The following is a 15,987-nucleotide window of genomic DNA, read 5'->3' on the forward strand; positions in this document are numbered from 1 at the left end:
CTATATTTCATGCATAATAGTTATGTACATATATTAGAAAGCGGTGAAAGTATGGTTTCAAATACTGTAATTGCCAGCATCATCTTTCAACTCATTGTCTCGATTCTGGTCCCAATTATTGTACTCGTTTATTTCCGTAAAAAATATAATATGAATTGGAAAGTAGTCGGCATTGGTGTTCTTATCTTTATCGGATTTACCCAAATTCTTGAAACACCATTCCACCTATTTATGCGCGGTAATCCAACAATCGCTCCATTTTTAGAAAATCCGTTTGTCTTCGCAATTTATGGCGGATTGACTGCTGGTATTTTTGAAGAATTAGGACGCTTCGTTGCCTTCTTCTTCTTACTAAAAAAATATCTAGAATATAAAGATGGCTTCGCTTATGGAATTGGTCACGGCGGAATTGAATCTATTTTAATTGGCGGTTTTTCTGCATTACAAGCATTAATCTTTGCTAATTCTATTAACGATGGTAGCTTCGCTCGACTGATTGAACAAAAACCCGAGCTGAGCATTTTACAGGACATGTTAATTCAGCAACCTGCCTACTTATACTTCCTTGGTAGCTTAGAAAGAATTATGGCACTCGTGCTTCAAATTGCCTTTACAATGCTTGTTTTATACGCAGTAAAACAGAAGAAATATATCTTCCTAGTATACGCTATACTATTCCACGCATTTGTAGACTTTTTCGCGGCACTTTACCAAACAAAAACAATCAATATCTTCGTTGCAGAAGGAATTACACTTCTTTGTACAATTGGCGCTGTCGTTCTTATTCGCAAAATGAAAGAGAAATTAATGAGTGTACCGGAGTAAAAAATAAACCACCGATTGGTGGTTTATTTTTTATGGATTGTCGCAATGTTGATAGCTTTTTCCTTCTTGCAGCTCCCTCTTTGTTTCTGCATCTATAACGATATATTTATGAAACTCTTCTACTTCATTTTGAGAAAAGGAAGCAAAAAAATAAACTTGGCGATCAGGATGAACAAAAAAATCTTGAAGCATCACACTACTCCGACAACCCACGGCTGTTTTTTGTAGGAAAGAAAATTCTTCATCGGGCACTTCTTTAAATAAGATTTTTTTCGAACACTATATGCTGCATTATTGTATTCTTTATAGATTTTCTTATCTAACTGTTTATAAAAAATATCCTCACTCACAAATGACTTATTTCGATTGCTTGGATAATTTACTTTTTGATTCGACTCTGCATAAGTTGTGGACAAGTGTATAAAAAAACAAAGACTAACTACAATACATATCATTTTATTCATGATTGCACCTCAAATGTTCATTATCCACATTACTTTTCCACATATTTAAATCCATATGCCGTTTTACAAGAAAAAGGAATTATTTCCACATTTGTCGAAGTATATAGCGTCAACTTGAAAGATGGGGATGAATTATGAAGAAAATTATTGTAATACGACATTGTTCAGCAACTGGGCAAAAACGTGATGCTGAATTAACGACCGATGGAAAAGACCAAGCAAATACCCTTGCTACATTCCTCTTAGAAAATCATCTACAAATCGATCATATTATTTCAAGCCCATTTGTCCGAGCTATCGATTCCATTCGGCCCTATGCGCTCCAAGCTAACTTATCTATCCAAGAAGATGAACGATTAACTGAACGCATATTGAGCAACGTTCCAATGGATGATTGGATGCAAAAACTAGAATCTACTTTTACAAATATAGATATTGCCTTTTCAGGCGGAGAGTCAACAAAACAAGCAACAGACCGTGCCATATCGCTTATTCAAGACGTTTTACAATTAAACCATACGACAACACTACTTGTTACACATGGCAATTTACTTACGCTCATTTTAAAGCATTTTAATCATACGATTGGCTTTAATGAATGGAGAACTTTAACGAATCCTGATATTTACGAAATTACAATCGACGAACAATGTATCATAAAACGCTTATGGGAAGCATCTTCTAAGTAATATCCCTTTCCAAAACATTCAGTTGACGCCACGAGAAGAAACTGTACTAATAATAGAAAGGGGTATCACTCCATATGTACGAAGATGTACTTGCTCTACTACATAAAACAAATGTTTCTTATGAAAAATTTGAACACGAACCAGTACTCGATTATGAGACAGATCGGATTGTACGTGAGAGACTCGGCTTACAAGGCACTCCAAGTAAAAGCTTATTTTTAAAATCAAAGTCTGGAGATTATTACGTATTTTTTACGTTAGAGGGCACAAGGCTCAACCGGGGAGAGATGAAAGAACTAACAGGAGAACGGTTATCTCTCTGTTCTCCTGATGAACTGCGAGACAAAACTGGTTGTACGCCGGGATGTGTGGCTCCTTTCGGATATTCACACGATGTAACAATTATTGTGGATAACGCTATTTATACGTACGATAAAATTTTAATTACACCTGGTGTACCTGAATTTACAATTGAATTATCCACAGAAGAATTAAAAAAGATTTTATTAACATGTCCAAATACCGTTTTAGAGTATAAACAAAAAGAGAGCTAATCGTTAGCTCTCTTTTTTCATTATTTAGCTTCTGCTGTTTTTTCTTTTGCAGAACGTACTTGCTCGTCCGCATGGTAAGAAGAACGCACAAGTGGGCCAGCTTCACAGTGGCTAAATCCTTTGCTAAGTGCAATTTCTTTAAGCTCTGCAAATTCTGCTGGTGGGTAATATTTAAGAACTGGTAAATGCTTCTTAGATGGTTGTAGGTATTGCCCAAGAGTTAAAATATCCACATTGTTTGCACGTAAGTCATCCATTGCTTCAATTAAATCTTCTCTCGTTTCACCTAAGCCCACCATAATGCTCGATTTAGTTGGAATATCAGGATGCATTTCTTTCGCTCGACGTAAAAACTCTAATGAACGTTCATATTTTGCTCTAGCGCGAACTCGGTCAGATAATCGACGTACTGTTTCAATGTTATGGTTTAAAATATCTGGTTTTGCATCCATTAACATTTTTAAGTTTTCTTCTACTCCACCCATATCAGATGGTAATACTTCGATAGACGTGAATGGGTTTTTACGACGTACTGCTCGTACTGTTTCAGCAAAAACAGCTGCTCCCCCGTCCTTTAAATCATCACGTGCAACCGCTGTTATAACAACGTGCTTTAAGCCCATTTGTACTACTGAATCTGCCACGCGTTCTGGTTCTTGTAAATCAAGCTCAGTTGGTAAGCCTGTTTTAACCGCACAAAAACGACAAGCACGTGTACAAACCGCACCTAAAATCATAAATGTTGCTGTTTTTCTTACAGCCCAGCATTCATGAATATTCGGACATTTTGCTTCCTCACAAACGGTATGAAGATTTTTAGAACGCATCATTTTCTTTAAGCCTGTATAGTTTTCATTCGTGTTTAACTTAATTTTCAACCATTCGGGCTTGCGCTTATATTCTGTTTGTTTTGTCATGGTTATCAACTCCGCACAATATGAAATAGTTTACCGTGTTCGCTTCTTTCAATGTAACATATCTATTCTAACGTATGAAAGCGATTTGCTCAAATGAAGATTCTAAGATTTTTTCCAATCGTTCCCTATAATGAAATACTCCGTATATCCCACACTAAAAAGAGTGATGTTGTGAAAGGAGTCTATTTCATGCTTCGAAAAATTTCTCTTTTGCTTTCTATTTGTTTTCTTCTCCACCAAAACATCGCTTACGGTGAAGATAATCAGCAAAGCATATACGAAAAGCGCATGGCACTATATAAAGAAACCGAGCAGTCTTCAGGCATTCCATGGTATTACTTAGCTGCAATGGATCAATATGAAAGAAATATACGGAGCGTAAGAAAAGATATTCCGAAAAAACCAGATGCCATCATTTCCCTTTATTTCAAACCAGAAATATGGGCTGGACCTATTAATAGTAACGATACTCTTCCCCATACAATTTCTCTATTTGGCGGAATAGGTTTAGATGGTGACAAAGATGGATTTGCAAATGCAAATAGCGACCGTGATCTTCTGCATACCGCAGCGACTATTTTAAGGAAACAAGGAACGTCAGAAGACCGTATTAAAATTATGCTCTGGGAATATTATAGACGTGCCAAAACAGTTGATTTAATTAGCGAATACGCCCAAATTTATAAACATTATGGACGTATTAATTTAGAAGGAAATGCTTTTCCTCTTCCGATCCGTAGTGACCATAGCTACCGTAGTACTTTCGGCGCTGGAAGAAGTTTTGGCGGCAGAAGGATTCATGAAGGAACCGATATTTTTGCCGGATATGGCGTGCCAGTAAGATCGACTTGCTATGGCATTATTGAAACGAAAGGTTGGAACCGCCTTGGTGGATGGCGCATCGGTATTCGCGACCTTCATAACAATTACCATTATTACGCTCATTTAGGCGGGTTTTCAAAAGAAATACAGCTTGGACAAATTGTTGAGCCAGGGAAAGTAATCGGATTTGTTGGTAGCACTGGTTATGGACCTCCTGGTACAGCCGGAAAATTTCCGCCCCACTTACATTTTGGCATGTATAAAGACAATGGCTATACAGAATGGGCCTTCGATCCATACATGCATTTAAGCCTTTGGGAGCGCAAAGAACGAGCAAATACAAAACGATAACCGTAGCTGCATTGCTACGGTTATTTTTTATCCAGTAAAAGTCTGACTGAGCCGGGTTTCACTTTATATGCAACTAACTATCTGTTTTCTTTTTATCAGGTACAGCAACACTTCCGCTTCCATAATACGTAGGCACTTCCCCTTGAACGATACGCGTCGCAATCGGAACATTTTGTTTCACCTTTATCTCTTTCGTATGAAATGGAATAATCACTTGCAATGTTACTTCCATTTCCATAACAATTTGAATCGCTGTAGTATTAATCCCATGCGGCTCAATTTTTTGTTTAATATCTGTATTCACATGTCCAACTGGCGTGAAATGAATCGGAATATCTGGTCCTATATTACCAAGAAGTGCATTATCAGTTACACGCCCAAAAGGAACTGCCATAGTCGCGCCGTTTTTTTCAGAAATACCTAGCTCCTTCAACTTCCCTTGTTCTACTTGCTGTAAATATTTTTCTATGTACGTGGTCGTTGATGTTACAATTTCATTTACTTGCTTTGTATTTAAATTAATTGTGGATACTTTTCCGTTTTTATCATTCTGTACTTTCATTAATGAATCTACATCGAATCCTTCATTAATTCGATCCTTTACTGCCTTCGTCATAATTGCCGTCGCCATTTTATGTGTCTCTACTTCCCCATATTTAATTAAGGTCGGCTGAATATTATTATTCACAATCCACAACCCTTGCGTAAGTAATATAACAAAAAGAATAAACGACATAAGCAGTATATACCGAAAGGCAATAGGTCCCCTTCGAAACCGCGAGTTTTTCGAGCGAAATATACTCATAAAAAAACCTCCTTCTTATATCATTTCTATGCAAGAAGGAGGGACGATATATGCTTATCTCATTTTTAATAATGCTTCTTTTCCAATCGTACCTGCTGGAATGCCTAATGCTTCAGCTCCAATCGTTACCGATTCTAGTGGCGCTTCAAGAAGTTGTTCAATCGTTCTTACACCAACCGCACGGCCAGCAATAATTCCTCGATCACCTAATTTCTCATTTAAAAGATCTACATCTAATGCACCACACATAATATATCCTTTATCGCTCATTACAGCTAGCAAATTCGTCTTTGGAAGTTTCACGCTAACTGCAATAAACGTATAATTATCAATTATAATTGGCTCCACATTAACCATAGTTCACACTCCTCTCTTTCTTATCTGTATGACAAGAGAAAAATGAGTGTTACAAGTTAACTAGCCTATAGTTTAACGGAAGATGTATAAGTTATTAACATATCTGTTAACACATCTCTAAGTAGTTCTGGCATGTAATATTGTTTGTCAGAAAGTGTGGATAGCTCTGGGTATAAGTAGCCAAATGTAAACATATCAATCGTTCCTACTGTATATATACGATCTAATTCCAGCGATTCCCCGTTAATTAATACATCTTCGAGTAAAATTTTATTCCCAGGAATCGTATCTGGAATGACTTCTACACCAGCGTAAATCATTTTCCCCATCACTTTTCCCCGAAATCCGAATCCTTTCACCTCAAGATTCTCCATATTCGGCTTACGTGCTTTCAAAATAACTTCTCTTAATATCTTTCCTGGAACTTTCAAAGCACACGGATTAATTGGATGTGGACAAATTCTGTGAATATCTCCGCGCGTTACAACACCCTCTTCTAACCCTTCAAGAAGTACACCAGCGTTCACCATGCCAATCTCTGCATTGCACCATGTTTTCAGCGCACTTGCTAACATGTGAGAAAACGGCGTCTCATGAAACCAATCAACCGGTAATGACTCTTTTAAATGAACGACAGACTCTGCCATTATATGCTCACTTTCTTCCTGCAGTATTTCAATTGTGGATAACGGCTCGTTATAAGCACCTAAACGTTCCGTCTTAATCGCTCTACCGTCTTTTTTCAGCAATTTCTTCATCTCTATATCCACAGTAAGCTGTACGTGACCAACGTAACGCCCCCACTTTTCACAACAACAAAGTAAAGTATTATTCAGTAGAATACCACGCTCAAATAAATGATGCGTATGTGCTCCTAAAATAACATCTATATCATAATGCTCTGCCATATACTCATCCATACTTTTTCCAAGGTGAGAAAGGACAACCGTAATATGAGCCTCATCTTTCACTTCTTCTAAAATAGACTCTAAATGAATAATGGGATCTTCAATATGCCAATCGAGCATCTGATAAAACTCTGGATAAGCTACCGTTAATCCGATAAAAGCAATGGTAATCCCATCCGTCGTTGTATGCAATTTATAAGGCCTTGCCCATGACGGACGTACCCCTTCTTTTTCAAATAAATTTGCGACAAGTATTTCAAATCCAGCATCATCATAGAGCCGATTCAAATGCTCCTTCGCTAACGTAATTCCTTCATTATTTCCGATCGTTACATAATCATATAACGCCTCATTCAAAAGCTTCGTATTCCCAAGTCCATTCGTCGCTTCCGAAATACTATGAAAACGATCCACATGATCGCCGATATCAACCGTCAAAACAGTCTCTCCCGCTTCCTGTCTTCGCTTTTTCTCCCCTAGAACAAACCGAGAAATTTGCGGCCAATTTTCAAAATGACTATGTATATCGTTTGTATGATAAAGGTGGATGATTGTTTCTTTATTTGTATTCAGAGAAAAAACCTCCTCTCAGTTCCTTACTGCCATTTACGCTATGCGCACACAATAATCCTGTAAATACTTTTCGTCTTTTCTTGCTATTTTACATTGTACTCGCATTGTGAGAAAAAGCAAAAGATTGTCCTTTTTATACGAGAAACTTTATTTTTGCCAGTGTGGGGATTAGTTGGTAGAGCGGGGATTTGTCAGAAAGTTAGCCGTGGGGATTTTCCCATAAGTTCTTTGCTGCATTTGTCATTATTTTAATCTAAATTACTTCCAGTCGCCCTCTTTATGTATAAATGCTCCTTTCCTGTTTGAAGGGTGCGGGGTATTCGTTCCTCTTGCTATGTCGTAATTTGTTGATAAGTCGATATCCCTTGTCGAATCGTCGATATATTGAAATAATCGCTGATATATTCCGAGTTATGGTCGATATATTTGAAAAATCGCTGATATATTTAACTGAACACCCACCCGGGTATCCTCTCCCAAGCCAAGACAAATCCGCAAAACAAAAAAGCGCCCTGCTGTGCAGGGCGCTTTCTTCATGCATATATTATCCAGCTTTGCCTCCTAGCCCCTCATGTCTAAGAACCTTCCGCACGAGAAGATAAAAAGCATCTTCTGTGCGAAAGAACCTTAGCCAACGGGTCTGAACAGTCGGCTCCGCATTTCTATTTAACCAATAGAACCTTCCATCTCAAACTTGATTAGGCGGTTCATTTCAACTGCGTATTCCATTGGAAGTTCGCGAGTGAATGGTTCAATGAAGCCCATTACGATCATTTCTGTAGCTTCTTGCTCAGAAATACCACGGCTCATTAGGTAGAATAATTGTTCTTCTGATACTTTAGATACTTTCGCTTCGTGCTCAAGTGAAACGTAATCGTTTTTGATTTCGTTGTAAGGAATTGTATCAGATGTAGATTGGTTATCCATGATTAACGTGTCACACTCGATGTTAGAGCGAGAGTTTTTCGCTTTTGGTCCGAAGTGTACGATACCACGGTAAGTTACTTTACCACCATGCTTCGCAATCGATTTAGAAACGATTGTTGAAGACGTGTTTGGTGCTAAGTGAATCATTTTCGCACCAGCATCTTGGTGTTGGCCTTTACCAGCAATCGCGATAGATAATGTTAAACCACGAGCGCCTTCGCCTTTTAAGATAACTGCTGGGTATTTCATCGTTAATTTAGATCCGATGTTACCGTCAATCCATTCCATCGTTGCGTTTTCTTCACAAACCGCACGTTTTGTAACTAGGTTGTATACGTTGTTCGCCCAGTTTTGGATTGTTGTATAACGGCAATAAGCATCTTTTTTAATGATGATTTCTACTACCGCACTGTGAAGTGAGTTAGTAGTGTAAACAGGTGCTGTACAACCTTCTACGTAGTGTACGTGTGCGCCTTCGTCTACGATGATAAGCGTACGCTCGAATTGTCCCATATTTTCAGAGTTAATACGGAAATACGCTTGAAGTGGTGTATCAACTTTAACACCTTTTGGAACGTAGATGAATGATCCACCAGACCAAACTGCAGAGTTTAATGCAGAGAATTTGTTGTCTGTTGGTGGGATTACTTTTCCGAAATGTTCACGGAAAATATCTTCGTTCTCTTTTAATGCGCTATCTGTATCTTTGAAGACGATTCCTAGAGCTTCTAGGTCTTCTTTCATGTTGTGGTATACAACTTCAGATTCGTACTGTGCAGATACACCAGCTAAATATTTTTGCTCAGCTTCTGGAATACCTAATTTATCAAATGTTGCTTTAATTTCATCAGGTACTTCATCCCAAGACTTCTCAGATTTCTCAGATGGTTTTACGTAGTACGTAATTTCATCGAAATCTAAGTCGTTTAAGTCGCCGCCCCATTGTGGCATTGGCATTTCGTAGAACTTATCCAGTGATTTTAAACGGAAGTCTAACATCCACTGTGGTTCTTCTTTCATACGTGAAATTTCTTCAACGATTTCTTTTGTTAAACCGCGTCCAGCACGGAAAATCGAAACGTCTTTGTCTTTGAAACCATATTTATAATCGCCGATATCTGGCAGTTGCTTCGCCATGTTGGTGTGTCCCTCCTTAGATAACCTCGTTTTTAGGAACCTTTAACATTACTTATCTTCGTTTAAGCCCTTTTCTAACGCTTTCCACGCTAATGTTGCACATTTAATACGTGCAGGGAACTTGCATACGCCTTGTAATGCTTCAATATCTCCTAAATCGATGCTGTCATCGTACTCTTTTCCTAGCATCATGTCAGAGAAAATTTTCGAAAGCTGAAGTGCTTCTTCAATTTTCTTACCTTTTACTGCTTGTGTCATCATTGAAGCTGAAGACATTGAGATTGAACATCCTTCGCCTTCAAACTTCGCCTCTTGCACAATACCTTCTTCTACTTTCATCGTAAGTTGAATACGATCGCCGCAAGTTGGATTGTTCAAATTAACGGTAACACTATCTTCTAATACGCCATGGTTACGAGGATTTTTATAATGATCCATAATAACTTGACGATATAACGTATCTAAATTATTAAATGACATTTGTGAAATACTCCTTTGTCTTGATTAGCGAGTCAACAAATGTATCAATTTCTTCTTTTGTATTATATAAATAGAAGCTCGCACGTGCTGTTGAAGAAGCTTTTAGCCACTTCATAAGCGGTTGTGCACAGTGATGTCCTGCGCGAACTGCAATGCCTTCTACATCTAATACAGTCGCTACATCGTGAGGATGTACGTCTTCAATATTAAATGTAACAAGACCAGCGCGATGCTTTGGACCATAAATTGTAACGCCATCTACTTCTGATAGTCTTTCTAAAGCGTATTGCGCTAATTCATGCTCATGCTTTTCAATATTATGAAGACCGATTTCTTCTAGGAAATCAATTGCCGCACCAAGTCCGATTGCATTACCGATAATCGGTGTACCTGCTTCAAACTTCCACGGAAGCTCTTTCCAAGTAGATTCTTGTAAATCTACGAAATCAATCATTTCACCACCAAATTCAATTGGCTCCATATTGTTTAGCAATTCTTTCTTACCATATAATACGCCGATACCTGTAGGTCCGCACATCTTATGAGCAGATAATGCATAGAAATCACAGTTTAAATCTTGTACATCCACTTTCATGTGAGGTGTACTTTGTGCACCGTCAACGACCATAATTGCGCCGTTTTCGTGTGCGATTGCTCCGATTTCTTTTACAGGGTTAATCGTTCCAAGTACGTTTGATACTTGCATAATAGAAACGATTTTTGTATTCGGTGTAACAGTTTGACGAACATCTTCTAAAGAGATCGTACCGTCTGGTTGAAGCGGAAGGTATTTCAAAGTTGCGCCAGTTTTCTTCGCAACTTGTTGCCACGGAATGATATTACTATGGTGCTCCATGTAAGAAATAACGATCTCATCGCCTTCTTTTACATTTTCAAGACCATAGCTAGCTGCTACTGTATTTAATGCAGTTGTCGTTCCGCGTGTGAAAATAATCTCTTCCATTGATTTCGCATTGATAAACTTGCGAACTTTCTCACGTGCACCTTCATACGCGTCGGTAGCTTTCGTACCGAGCGTATGAACACCGCGATGCACGTTAGAATTATATTCTTTATAGTAACGTTCTAACGTTTCAATGACTTGAATTGGTTTTTGAGAAGTTGCTGCACTATCGAAATAAACAAGTTGTTTGCCGTTCACTTTTTGATCAAGAATTGGAAACTGTTTGCGTATTTCATGAATATTCATTAGCGAACTTTCCTTTCAATTACCTCAACAAGCTGTGCCTTTACTCCTTCAATTGGAAGCTCATTAACTACAGGTGCTAAGAATCCATGGATGACTAAACGTTCTGCTTCGCGTTTTGGAATACCACGGCTCATCAAGTAGTATAGTTGGACTGGATCTACGCGACCTACTGAAGCTGCGTGACCTGCCATTACATCATCTTCGTCGATTAAAAGAATTGGGTTTGCATCACCGCGAGCTTTTTCATCTAACATAAGAACGCGAGAAGATTGTTGTGCATTTGATTTAGATGCACCGTGTTCAATTTTACCAATTCCGTTAAAGATAGATGTTGCACTATCTTTTTGTACACCGTGTTTTAAAATCCAACCTTCAGAATGTTTACCGAAGTGAACAACTTTAGTTGTAAAGTTTTGTGTTTGGTTACCACGGCCAATTGTTACTGTTTTCGTATCAGCATATGAACCGTCGCCCATTAAGTTCGTAACGTTCTCTGAAATTGTGTTTCCGTCATTCATAAGGCCTAGAGCCCAATCAATACGGCCGTCGCGTCCTACAACGCCGCGGCGGTTAACGTAAGTTGTTACGTCTTTTGCTAATAGATCAACCGCACCGAATTTCACTTGTGCGCCTTGTTCCACGATTACTTCTGCTACGATATTTGCAATACCTTTAGCATTTTCATTTGCAACATAGTTTTCTACATAAGTTGCAGTACTGTTCGCATCAGCTACGAATAGTACGTGATTATATACGTTAGCTTCTTCGCCGTCTACTAAGAATACAGCTTGAAGTGGAGTTTCAAGAACAACGTTTTTCGGAACATATACGAATGCACCACCGTTGATTAATGCAGCATGAAGTGCAGTTAGACGATGCTCGTCTACTTTCACGCCGTCTTTCATTAAGTACTTTTGTACTAGTTCAGCATGCTCAGTTGCTGCTGTTACAATGTCTGTAAAAATAACACCTTTTTCTTTTGCTTCGTCTGCTAAAGAAACGAATGCAGTTGTACCAGTACGTTGCACTAATACGCTGTTATTTTCATCGATTAAGTTTTTCACTGCTTCTGGAAGTTCAGTTAAAGAACTTACAGGCTCTTGCTTAGCAGCGTCGCCTTTTCCGATAAAGTCCCATTTGTCAATTTTCGTTTTATCAGGCGTTGGCATTGGAAGTTCAGTTGCTTGTGCAAGAGCTTGTAAGCGGAACTCAGTCAACCAAGCAGCTTCGTTTACTTCGCTTGCGCGTTGACGGATTGTTTCTTGATCGAAAGGTAATGTACCGATTGTCATGTTTATGCTCCTCTCTTACGCTTCTTGCTCTGTTGTTTCGTCTTCAATACCTAATTCTTTTTTAATCCAGTCGTAACCTTCAGCTTCTAGACGTTGTGCAAGCTCAGGGCCACCAGATTTAACGATACGACCGTTCATCATAACGTGAACGAAGTCTGGAGTGATGTAGTTTAATAAACGTTGGTAATGCGTAATCATTAGGCAACCGAACTCTTCGCCGCGCATTTCGTTAATACCTTTAGATACAACTTTTAATGCATCGATATCAAGACCTGAGTCGATTTCATCTAAGATTGCGATTTTTGGCTCAATCATCATTAATTGAAGAATTTCGTTACGTTTTTTCTCTCCACCAGAGAAACCTTCGTTTAAATAACGTTGTGCCATTTCTGGATCCATTTCTAGGAATTCCATGTTTTTATCTAATGTACGGATAAATTTCATAAGAGAAATTTCATCGCCTTCTTCACGACGTGCGTTAATTGCAGAACGTAAGAAGTCAGCGTTTGTTACTCCGCTAATTTCACTTGGATATTGCATTGCTAGGAATAGACCCGCTTGTGCGCGCTCATCTACTTCCATTTCTAATACATCTTCACCGTCGATGATGATGCTACCTTCTGTTACTTCATACTTTGGGTGACCCATAATTGCAGAAGATAAAGTTGATTTACCTGTTCCGTTAGGTCCCATAATTGCGTGGATTTCTCCACCTTTTACTTCAAGGTTTACACCCTTTAAAATTTCTTTGCCATCAATTGATACGTGTAAGTCTTTAACCGTTAATGTAGAACCAGCCATCTCAATACCTCCATTAATCCTATATATACATTTTAAAAATTCCTAAAACGTTCATATTCTCATTTTATTCTCATTCTAATCTTATATCAAATAAAATGATATCGCAAACGACGAAAAAAAGTAACAATTTTTTCACAAATGTATATAAGTATTTCATTTACATCTTTCTATGATACACCTTTCTTCTTATTTATATAAAGAAAAAAGAACTGGAAAATTACCAGTCCTTTCCTTATATTTATTCACTTATCGGAAGTACAGCACCTTTATATTCTTTAGTAATAAAGTCTTGAATTTCTTTTGAATGCAATACTTCTACTAGCTCTTTAATCGCCTTTTTATCTTTATCACCTTTACGAACCACTACTACGTTTGCATACGGTGAATCATCACCTTCAATTGCAATTGCATCTTTTTCTGGGTTTAATTTCGCATCAATTGCATAGTTTGAATTAATTAAAACAGCGTCGCCTTCTTTATTGTTATACACCTGTGGTAACAAACCAGGCTCAATATCCGTTTTGAACTTTAAGTTTTTAGGATTATCTGCAATATCTTTTGGAGTTGCACTAACTGGATCTACTCCGTCTTTAATTTTTAAAATGCCTTCTTTTTGTAAAATTGCTAAACCACGTCCATGGTCAGTAACGGAATTACTCATAATAATTGTCGCCCCGTCTGGAAGTTCTTTTAAGCTCTTATATTTTTGAGAGTATACACCAATTGGTTCAATATGAATTTTCCCTGCTATTTCAAAATCATATTTTTTATCTTTAATTTCTTTTTCTAAATACGGAATGTGCTGGAAGTAGTTTGCATCTAAATCCTTATCCGCTAACGATTTATTTGGCAACACGTAATCTTGGAATTTTTTCACTTCTAATTCAATTCCTTTTTTCTCAAGTAACGGTTTTGCTTTTTCTAAAATTTCAGCATGCGGTACGTTAGAAGCACCAACAACAAGTTTCTTTTCATCTTTATCTTTCCCGCCACAAGCAGCTAACCCAAAAATTGAAGTTGAAATAAGTGCCGTAAGTAATAATTTTTTCATTTAAAATATCCTCCCGTTTTTATTATCGTTTATCTATTCGAGTCGTTAAACTATCACCAATCCACTGGATTAAAAATACAACTAGTAATACACAAATTGTCGCAACGATTGTTACATCGTTATTCCCTCTCTGGAATCCTTCTAAGTAAGCAAGTGTTCCAAGGCCACCAGCACCAACAACTCCCGCCATTGCTGTATAGCCTACTAAAGCAATTGTCGTAACCGTAATACCAGATACTAATGCTGGTAATGATTCTGGAATTAACACTTTCAAAATAATTGTGCTTGTTTTTGCTCCCATTGCTTTTGAAGCTTCAATTACACCTTTATCAATTTCGCGAAGTGCAATTTCAACCATTCTCGCATAGAATGGTGCCGCTCCAATAATTAAAGCCGGCAAAGCTGCACTTGCTCCAAGAATTGTTCCAAGAAGAATCTTTGTGAATGGGATTAATAAAATAATTAAAATGATGAACGGTATAGAGCGGAATATATTTACGAATGCTCCAATCACCGTATTAATTGATTTGTTTTCCCATAAATTATCTTTCGCTGTCATGAAGAGTAACAATCCTAAAATTAGTCCTAAAACAAATGTCGCAAGAGCTGCGATTGCCGTCATATATAACGTTTCACCAGTTGCTTCTAACATTTGATTCCAATCAACATTTGCGAGTAACTTATCCATGTGCAATCACCTCCAGCTCTACTTGATCTTGATGAATTCCTTCTATTGCTTGCTGGATCGCTGTTTCCTCACCATTTAAATGAACAACTAAACTACCGTAAGAACCGTTATTCGTTTGTGCAATATTTCCTTGCAAAATGCTAACTTCTATATCACTGCGTTGCATTAATCGTTGAAGCACTGGTCTTTCTACAGCCTCACCGATAAACTGCAAACGAATTACTTTTCCATCTGGATATTTTTCAATTAAACTTTCAATTGTTTCATTTGTATCTTCAGAATCTGTTAACTGCTGTACAAATCGTTTCGTAATATCTTGCTTCGGATTACGGAATACATCAAGTACTGGACCTGTTTCTACAATCTTTCCTCTCTCCATTACCGCTACTCGGTTACATATCTTTCGAATCACGTGCATTTCATGTGTAATGAGTACAATTGTTAAACCAAGACGCTTATTAATGTCTAATAGTAAATCTAAAATTTGATCTGTCGTTTCCGGATCAAGAGCTGACGTTGCTTCATCACATAAAAGCACTTGTGGATTGTTAGCTAATGCTCTTGCAATCCCGACGCGTTGCTTTTGGCCTCCACTCAGCTGAGATGGGTACGCGTCTCCTCTTCCTTCTAATCCAACAAGATGAATTAATTCATCAACACGTTTTCTTCTCTTCGCTTTATCAACACCTGCAATTTCAAGTGGAAACTCAATATTTTCACGTACAGTTCGTGACCAAAGTAAGTTGAAGTGCTGAAAAATCATTCCGATTTCTTGCCTTGCCTTACGAAGTTCACTTCCTGTAATTGCTGATATAACACGATTCGCAATTGTAATTTGACCAGAAGTCGGTTTCTCTAACTGATTAAACAATCTGATTAAAGAACTTTTCCCAGCGCCGCTATATCCAATAACACCAAATATTTCACCTTTTTCTATTTTTAAATTGGCGTTATCTACAGCAGTGACATCACCGCTTTTCGCCTTATATATTTTCTTTACGTTCTCTAATAGAATCATGATGTTCACCCCTTTTTTAAATAAAAAGCGCAAGCGGCTCGTTTAGAACAAGAGGACGCCCGAATCCCTGACGTAGAGGCGCTTTTGGCCTCATAGGAAGGGATGAAACGACCGACTG

General features: G+C 37.9%; 16 protein-coding genes and 1 pseudogene. 4 read left to right on the forward strand and 13 right to left on the reverse strand.

What is annotated here, in order from left to right:
• The first annotated feature begins 9 nt into the window (after positions 1-9).
• Entirely contained in the window at positions 10-825 is an 816-nt protein-coding gene (locus tag NST27_RS24405; RefSeq protein ID WP_002097971.1) for a YhfC family intramembrane metalloprotease, read from the forward strand.
• Between the two features lie 30 nt (positions 826-855).
• Here the strand turns inward: NST27_RS24405 and NST27_RS24410 are convergent.
• A pseudogene (locus NST27_RS24410) lies at positions 856-1,289 on the reverse strand (hypothetical protein).
• A 134-nt stretch (positions 1,290-1,423) separates the two neighbouring features.
• Here NST27_RS24410 and NST27_RS24415 point away from each other — a divergent pair.
• Positions 1,424-1,978: a histidine phosphatase family protein gene (locus NST27_RS24415; protein ID WP_000721050.1), complete on the forward strand. Its 555-nt coding sequence runs from the start codon at positions 1,424-1,426 to the stop codon at positions 1,976-1,978.
• Between the two features lie 74 nt (positions 1,979-2,052).
• Positions 2,053-2,532 carry a YbaK/EbsC family protein gene (locus tag NST27_RS24420; RefSeq protein WP_000272747.1) on the forward strand — a complete coding sequence of 160 codons (480 nt, stop codon included), beginning with the start codon at positions 2,053-2,055 and terminating at the stop codon, positions 2,530-2,532.
• 20 nt (positions 2,533-2,552) lie between these two features.
• Here the strand turns inward: NST27_RS24420 and lipA are convergent, their stop codons facing one another.
• On the reverse strand, positions 2,553-3,449 hold the full coding sequence (gene lipA, locus NST27_RS24425; protein WP_000166371.1) for a lipoyl synthase: 897 nt from the start codon (positions 3,447-3,449) through the stop codon (positions 2,553-2,555).
• Between the two features lie 189 nt (positions 3,450-3,638).
• On the opposite strand from lipA, the gene NST27_RS24430 reads away from it, so the two are divergent.
• Positions 3,639-4,622: a M23 family metallopeptidase gene (locus NST27_RS24430; RefSeq protein WP_000944665.1), complete on the forward strand. Its 984-nt coding sequence runs from the start codon at positions 3,639-3,641 to the stop codon at positions 4,620-4,622.
• A 73-nt stretch (positions 4,623-4,695) separates the two neighbouring features.
• Here NST27_RS24430 and yunB read toward each other — a convergent pair whose 3' ends face one another.
• The 11 genes from yunB to NST27_RS24485 all read right to left on the reverse strand — a co-directional run bounded on the left by yunB (position 4,696) and on the right by NST27_RS24485 (position 15,869).
• The gene (gene yunB, locus NST27_RS24435; protein ID WP_000021805.1) at positions 4,696-5,427 is read right to left on the reverse strand and encodes a sporulation protein YunB; all 732 of its coding nucleotides are present in this window, start codon (positions 5,425-5,427) and stop codon (positions 4,696-4,698) included.
• 54 nt (positions 5,428-5,481) lie between these two features.
• Positions 5,482-5,784, reverse strand: coding sequence for a YunC family protein (locus NST27_RS24440; RefSeq protein WP_000248462.1), 303 nt, complete (start codon positions 5,782-5,784; stop codon positions 5,482-5,484).
• A 65-nt stretch (positions 5,785-5,849) separates the two neighbouring features.
• Positions 5,850-7,265 (reverse strand): bifunctional metallophosphatase/5'-nucleotidase, encoded by a 1,416-nt coding sequence (locus NST27_RS24445; protein WP_206702944.1) that lies wholly within the window; start codon positions 7,263-7,265, stop codon positions 5,850-5,852.
• Between the two features lie 666 nt (positions 7,266-7,931).
• Positions 7,932-9,329, reverse strand: coding sequence for a Fe-S cluster assembly protein SufB (sufB, locus tag NST27_RS24450; protein WP_001118827.1), 1,398 nt, complete (start codon positions 9,327-9,329; stop codon positions 7,932-7,934).
• A gap of 48 nt (positions 9,330-9,377) precedes the next feature.
• Positions 9,378-9,809, reverse strand: coding sequence for a Fe-S cluster assembly sulfur transfer protein SufU (gene sufU, locus NST27_RS24455; protein WP_000009523.1), 432 nt, complete (start codon positions 9,807-9,809; stop codon positions 9,378-9,380).
• A complete protein-coding gene (gene sufS, locus NST27_RS24460) occupies positions 9,799-11,019 on the reverse strand; it encodes a cysteine desulfurase SufS (protein ID WP_001020768.1) in 1,221 nt (406 codons plus the stop codon). Before sufS ends, sufU begins: the two co-directional genes overlap by 11 nt.
• Positions 11,019-12,311, reverse strand: coding sequence for a Fe-S cluster assembly protein SufD (sufD, locus tag NST27_RS24465; protein ID WP_000152167.1), 1,293 nt, complete (start codon positions 12,309-12,311; stop codon positions 11,019-11,021). Before sufD ends, sufS begins: the two co-directional genes overlap by 1 nt.
• Positions 12,312-12,326: 15 nt before the next feature.
• Entirely contained in the window at positions 12,327-13,112 is a 786-nt protein-coding gene (gene sufC, locus NST27_RS24470; protein WP_000929160.1) for a Fe-S cluster assembly ATPase SufC, read from the reverse strand.
• Positions 13,113-13,350: 238 nt separating this feature from the next.
• The gene (gene metQ / locus NST27_RS24475; protein WP_000735086.1) at positions 13,351-14,163 is read right to left on the reverse strand and encodes a methionine ABC transporter substrate-binding lipoprotein MetQ; all 813 of its coding nucleotides are present in this window, start codon (positions 14,161-14,163) and stop codon (positions 13,351-13,353) included.
• A 22-nt stretch (positions 14,164-14,185) separates the two neighbouring features.
• A complete protein-coding gene (locus NST27_RS24480) occupies positions 14,186-14,851 on the reverse strand; it encodes a methionine ABC transporter permease (protein ID WP_000359401.1) in 666 nt (221 codons plus the stop codon).
• Positions 14,844-15,869, reverse strand: coding sequence for a methionine ABC transporter ATP-binding protein (locus tag NST27_RS24485; RefSeq protein ID WP_000601780.1), 1,026 nt, complete (start codon positions 15,867-15,869; stop codon positions 14,844-14,846). The genes NST27_RS24480 and NST27_RS24485 overlap by 8 nt, the downstream gene beginning before the upstream one ends.
• Positions 15,870-15,987: the final 118 nt, after the last annotated feature.

Source organism: Bacillus sp. FSL W8-0770 (assembly GCF_038008705.1).
In the GTDB taxonomy this organism is placed as follows: Bacteria; Bacillota; Bacilli; order Bacillales; family Bacillaceae_G; genus Bacillus_A; species Bacillus_A cereus.

Bases quoted from the DNA above. Each gene is read 5' to 3' on its own strand.
- metQ (WP_000735086.1), bottom strand. From the start codon at position 14,163: ATGAAAAAATTATTACTTACGGCACTTATTTCAACTTCAATTTTTGGG.
- sufU (WP_000009523.1), bottom strand. From the start codon at position 9,809: ATGTCATTTAATAATTTAGATACGTTATATCGTCAAGTTATTATGGAT.
- NST27_RS24485 (WP_000601780.1), bottom strand. From the start codon at position 15,869: ATGATTCTATTAGAGAACGTAAAGAAAATATATAAGGCGAAAAGCGGT.
- NST27_RS24430 (WP_000944665.1), top strand. From the start codon at position 3,639: ATGCTTCGAAAAATTTCTCTTTTGCTTTCTATTTGTTTTCTTCTCCAC.
- NST27_RS24405 (WP_002097971.1), top strand. From the start codon at position 10: ATGCATAATAGTTATGTACATATATTAGAAAGCGGTGAAAGTATGGTT.
- yunB (WP_000021805.1), bottom strand. From the start codon at position 5,427: ATGAGTATATTTCGCTCGAAAAACTCGCGGTTTCGAAGGGGACCTATT.
- sufD (WP_000152167.1), bottom strand. From the start codon at position 12,311: ATGACAATCGGTACATTACCTTTCGATCAAGAAACAATCCGTCAACGC.
- NST27_RS24415 (WP_000721050.1), top strand. From the start codon at position 1,424: ATGAAGAAAATTATTGTAATACGACATTGTTCAGCAACTGGGCAAAAA.
- NST27_RS24440 (WP_000248462.1), bottom strand. From the start codon at position 5,784: ATGGTTAATGTGGAGCCAATTATAATTGATAATTATACGTTTATTGCA.
- NST27_RS24420 (WP_000272747.1), top strand. From the start codon at position 2,053: ATGTACGAAGATGTACTTGCTCTACTACATAAAACAAATGTTTCTTAT.
- sufB (WP_001118827.1), bottom strand. From the start codon at position 9,329: ATGGCGAAGCAACTGCCAGATATCGGCGATTATAAATATGGTTTCAAA.
- NST27_RS24480 (WP_000359401.1), bottom strand. From the start codon at position 14,851: ATGGATAAGTTACTCGCAAATGTTGATTGGAATCAAATGTTAGAAGCA.
- sufS (WP_001020768.1), bottom strand. From the start codon at position 11,019: ATGAATATTCATGAAATACGCAAACAGTTTCCAATTCTTGATCAAAAA.
- lipA (WP_000166371.1), bottom strand. From the start codon at position 3,449: ATGACAAAACAAACAGAATATAAGCGCAAGCCCGAATGGTTGAAAATT.
- sufC (WP_000929160.1), bottom strand. From the start codon at position 13,112: ATGGCTGGTTCTACATTAACGGTTAAAGACTTACACGTATCAATTGAT.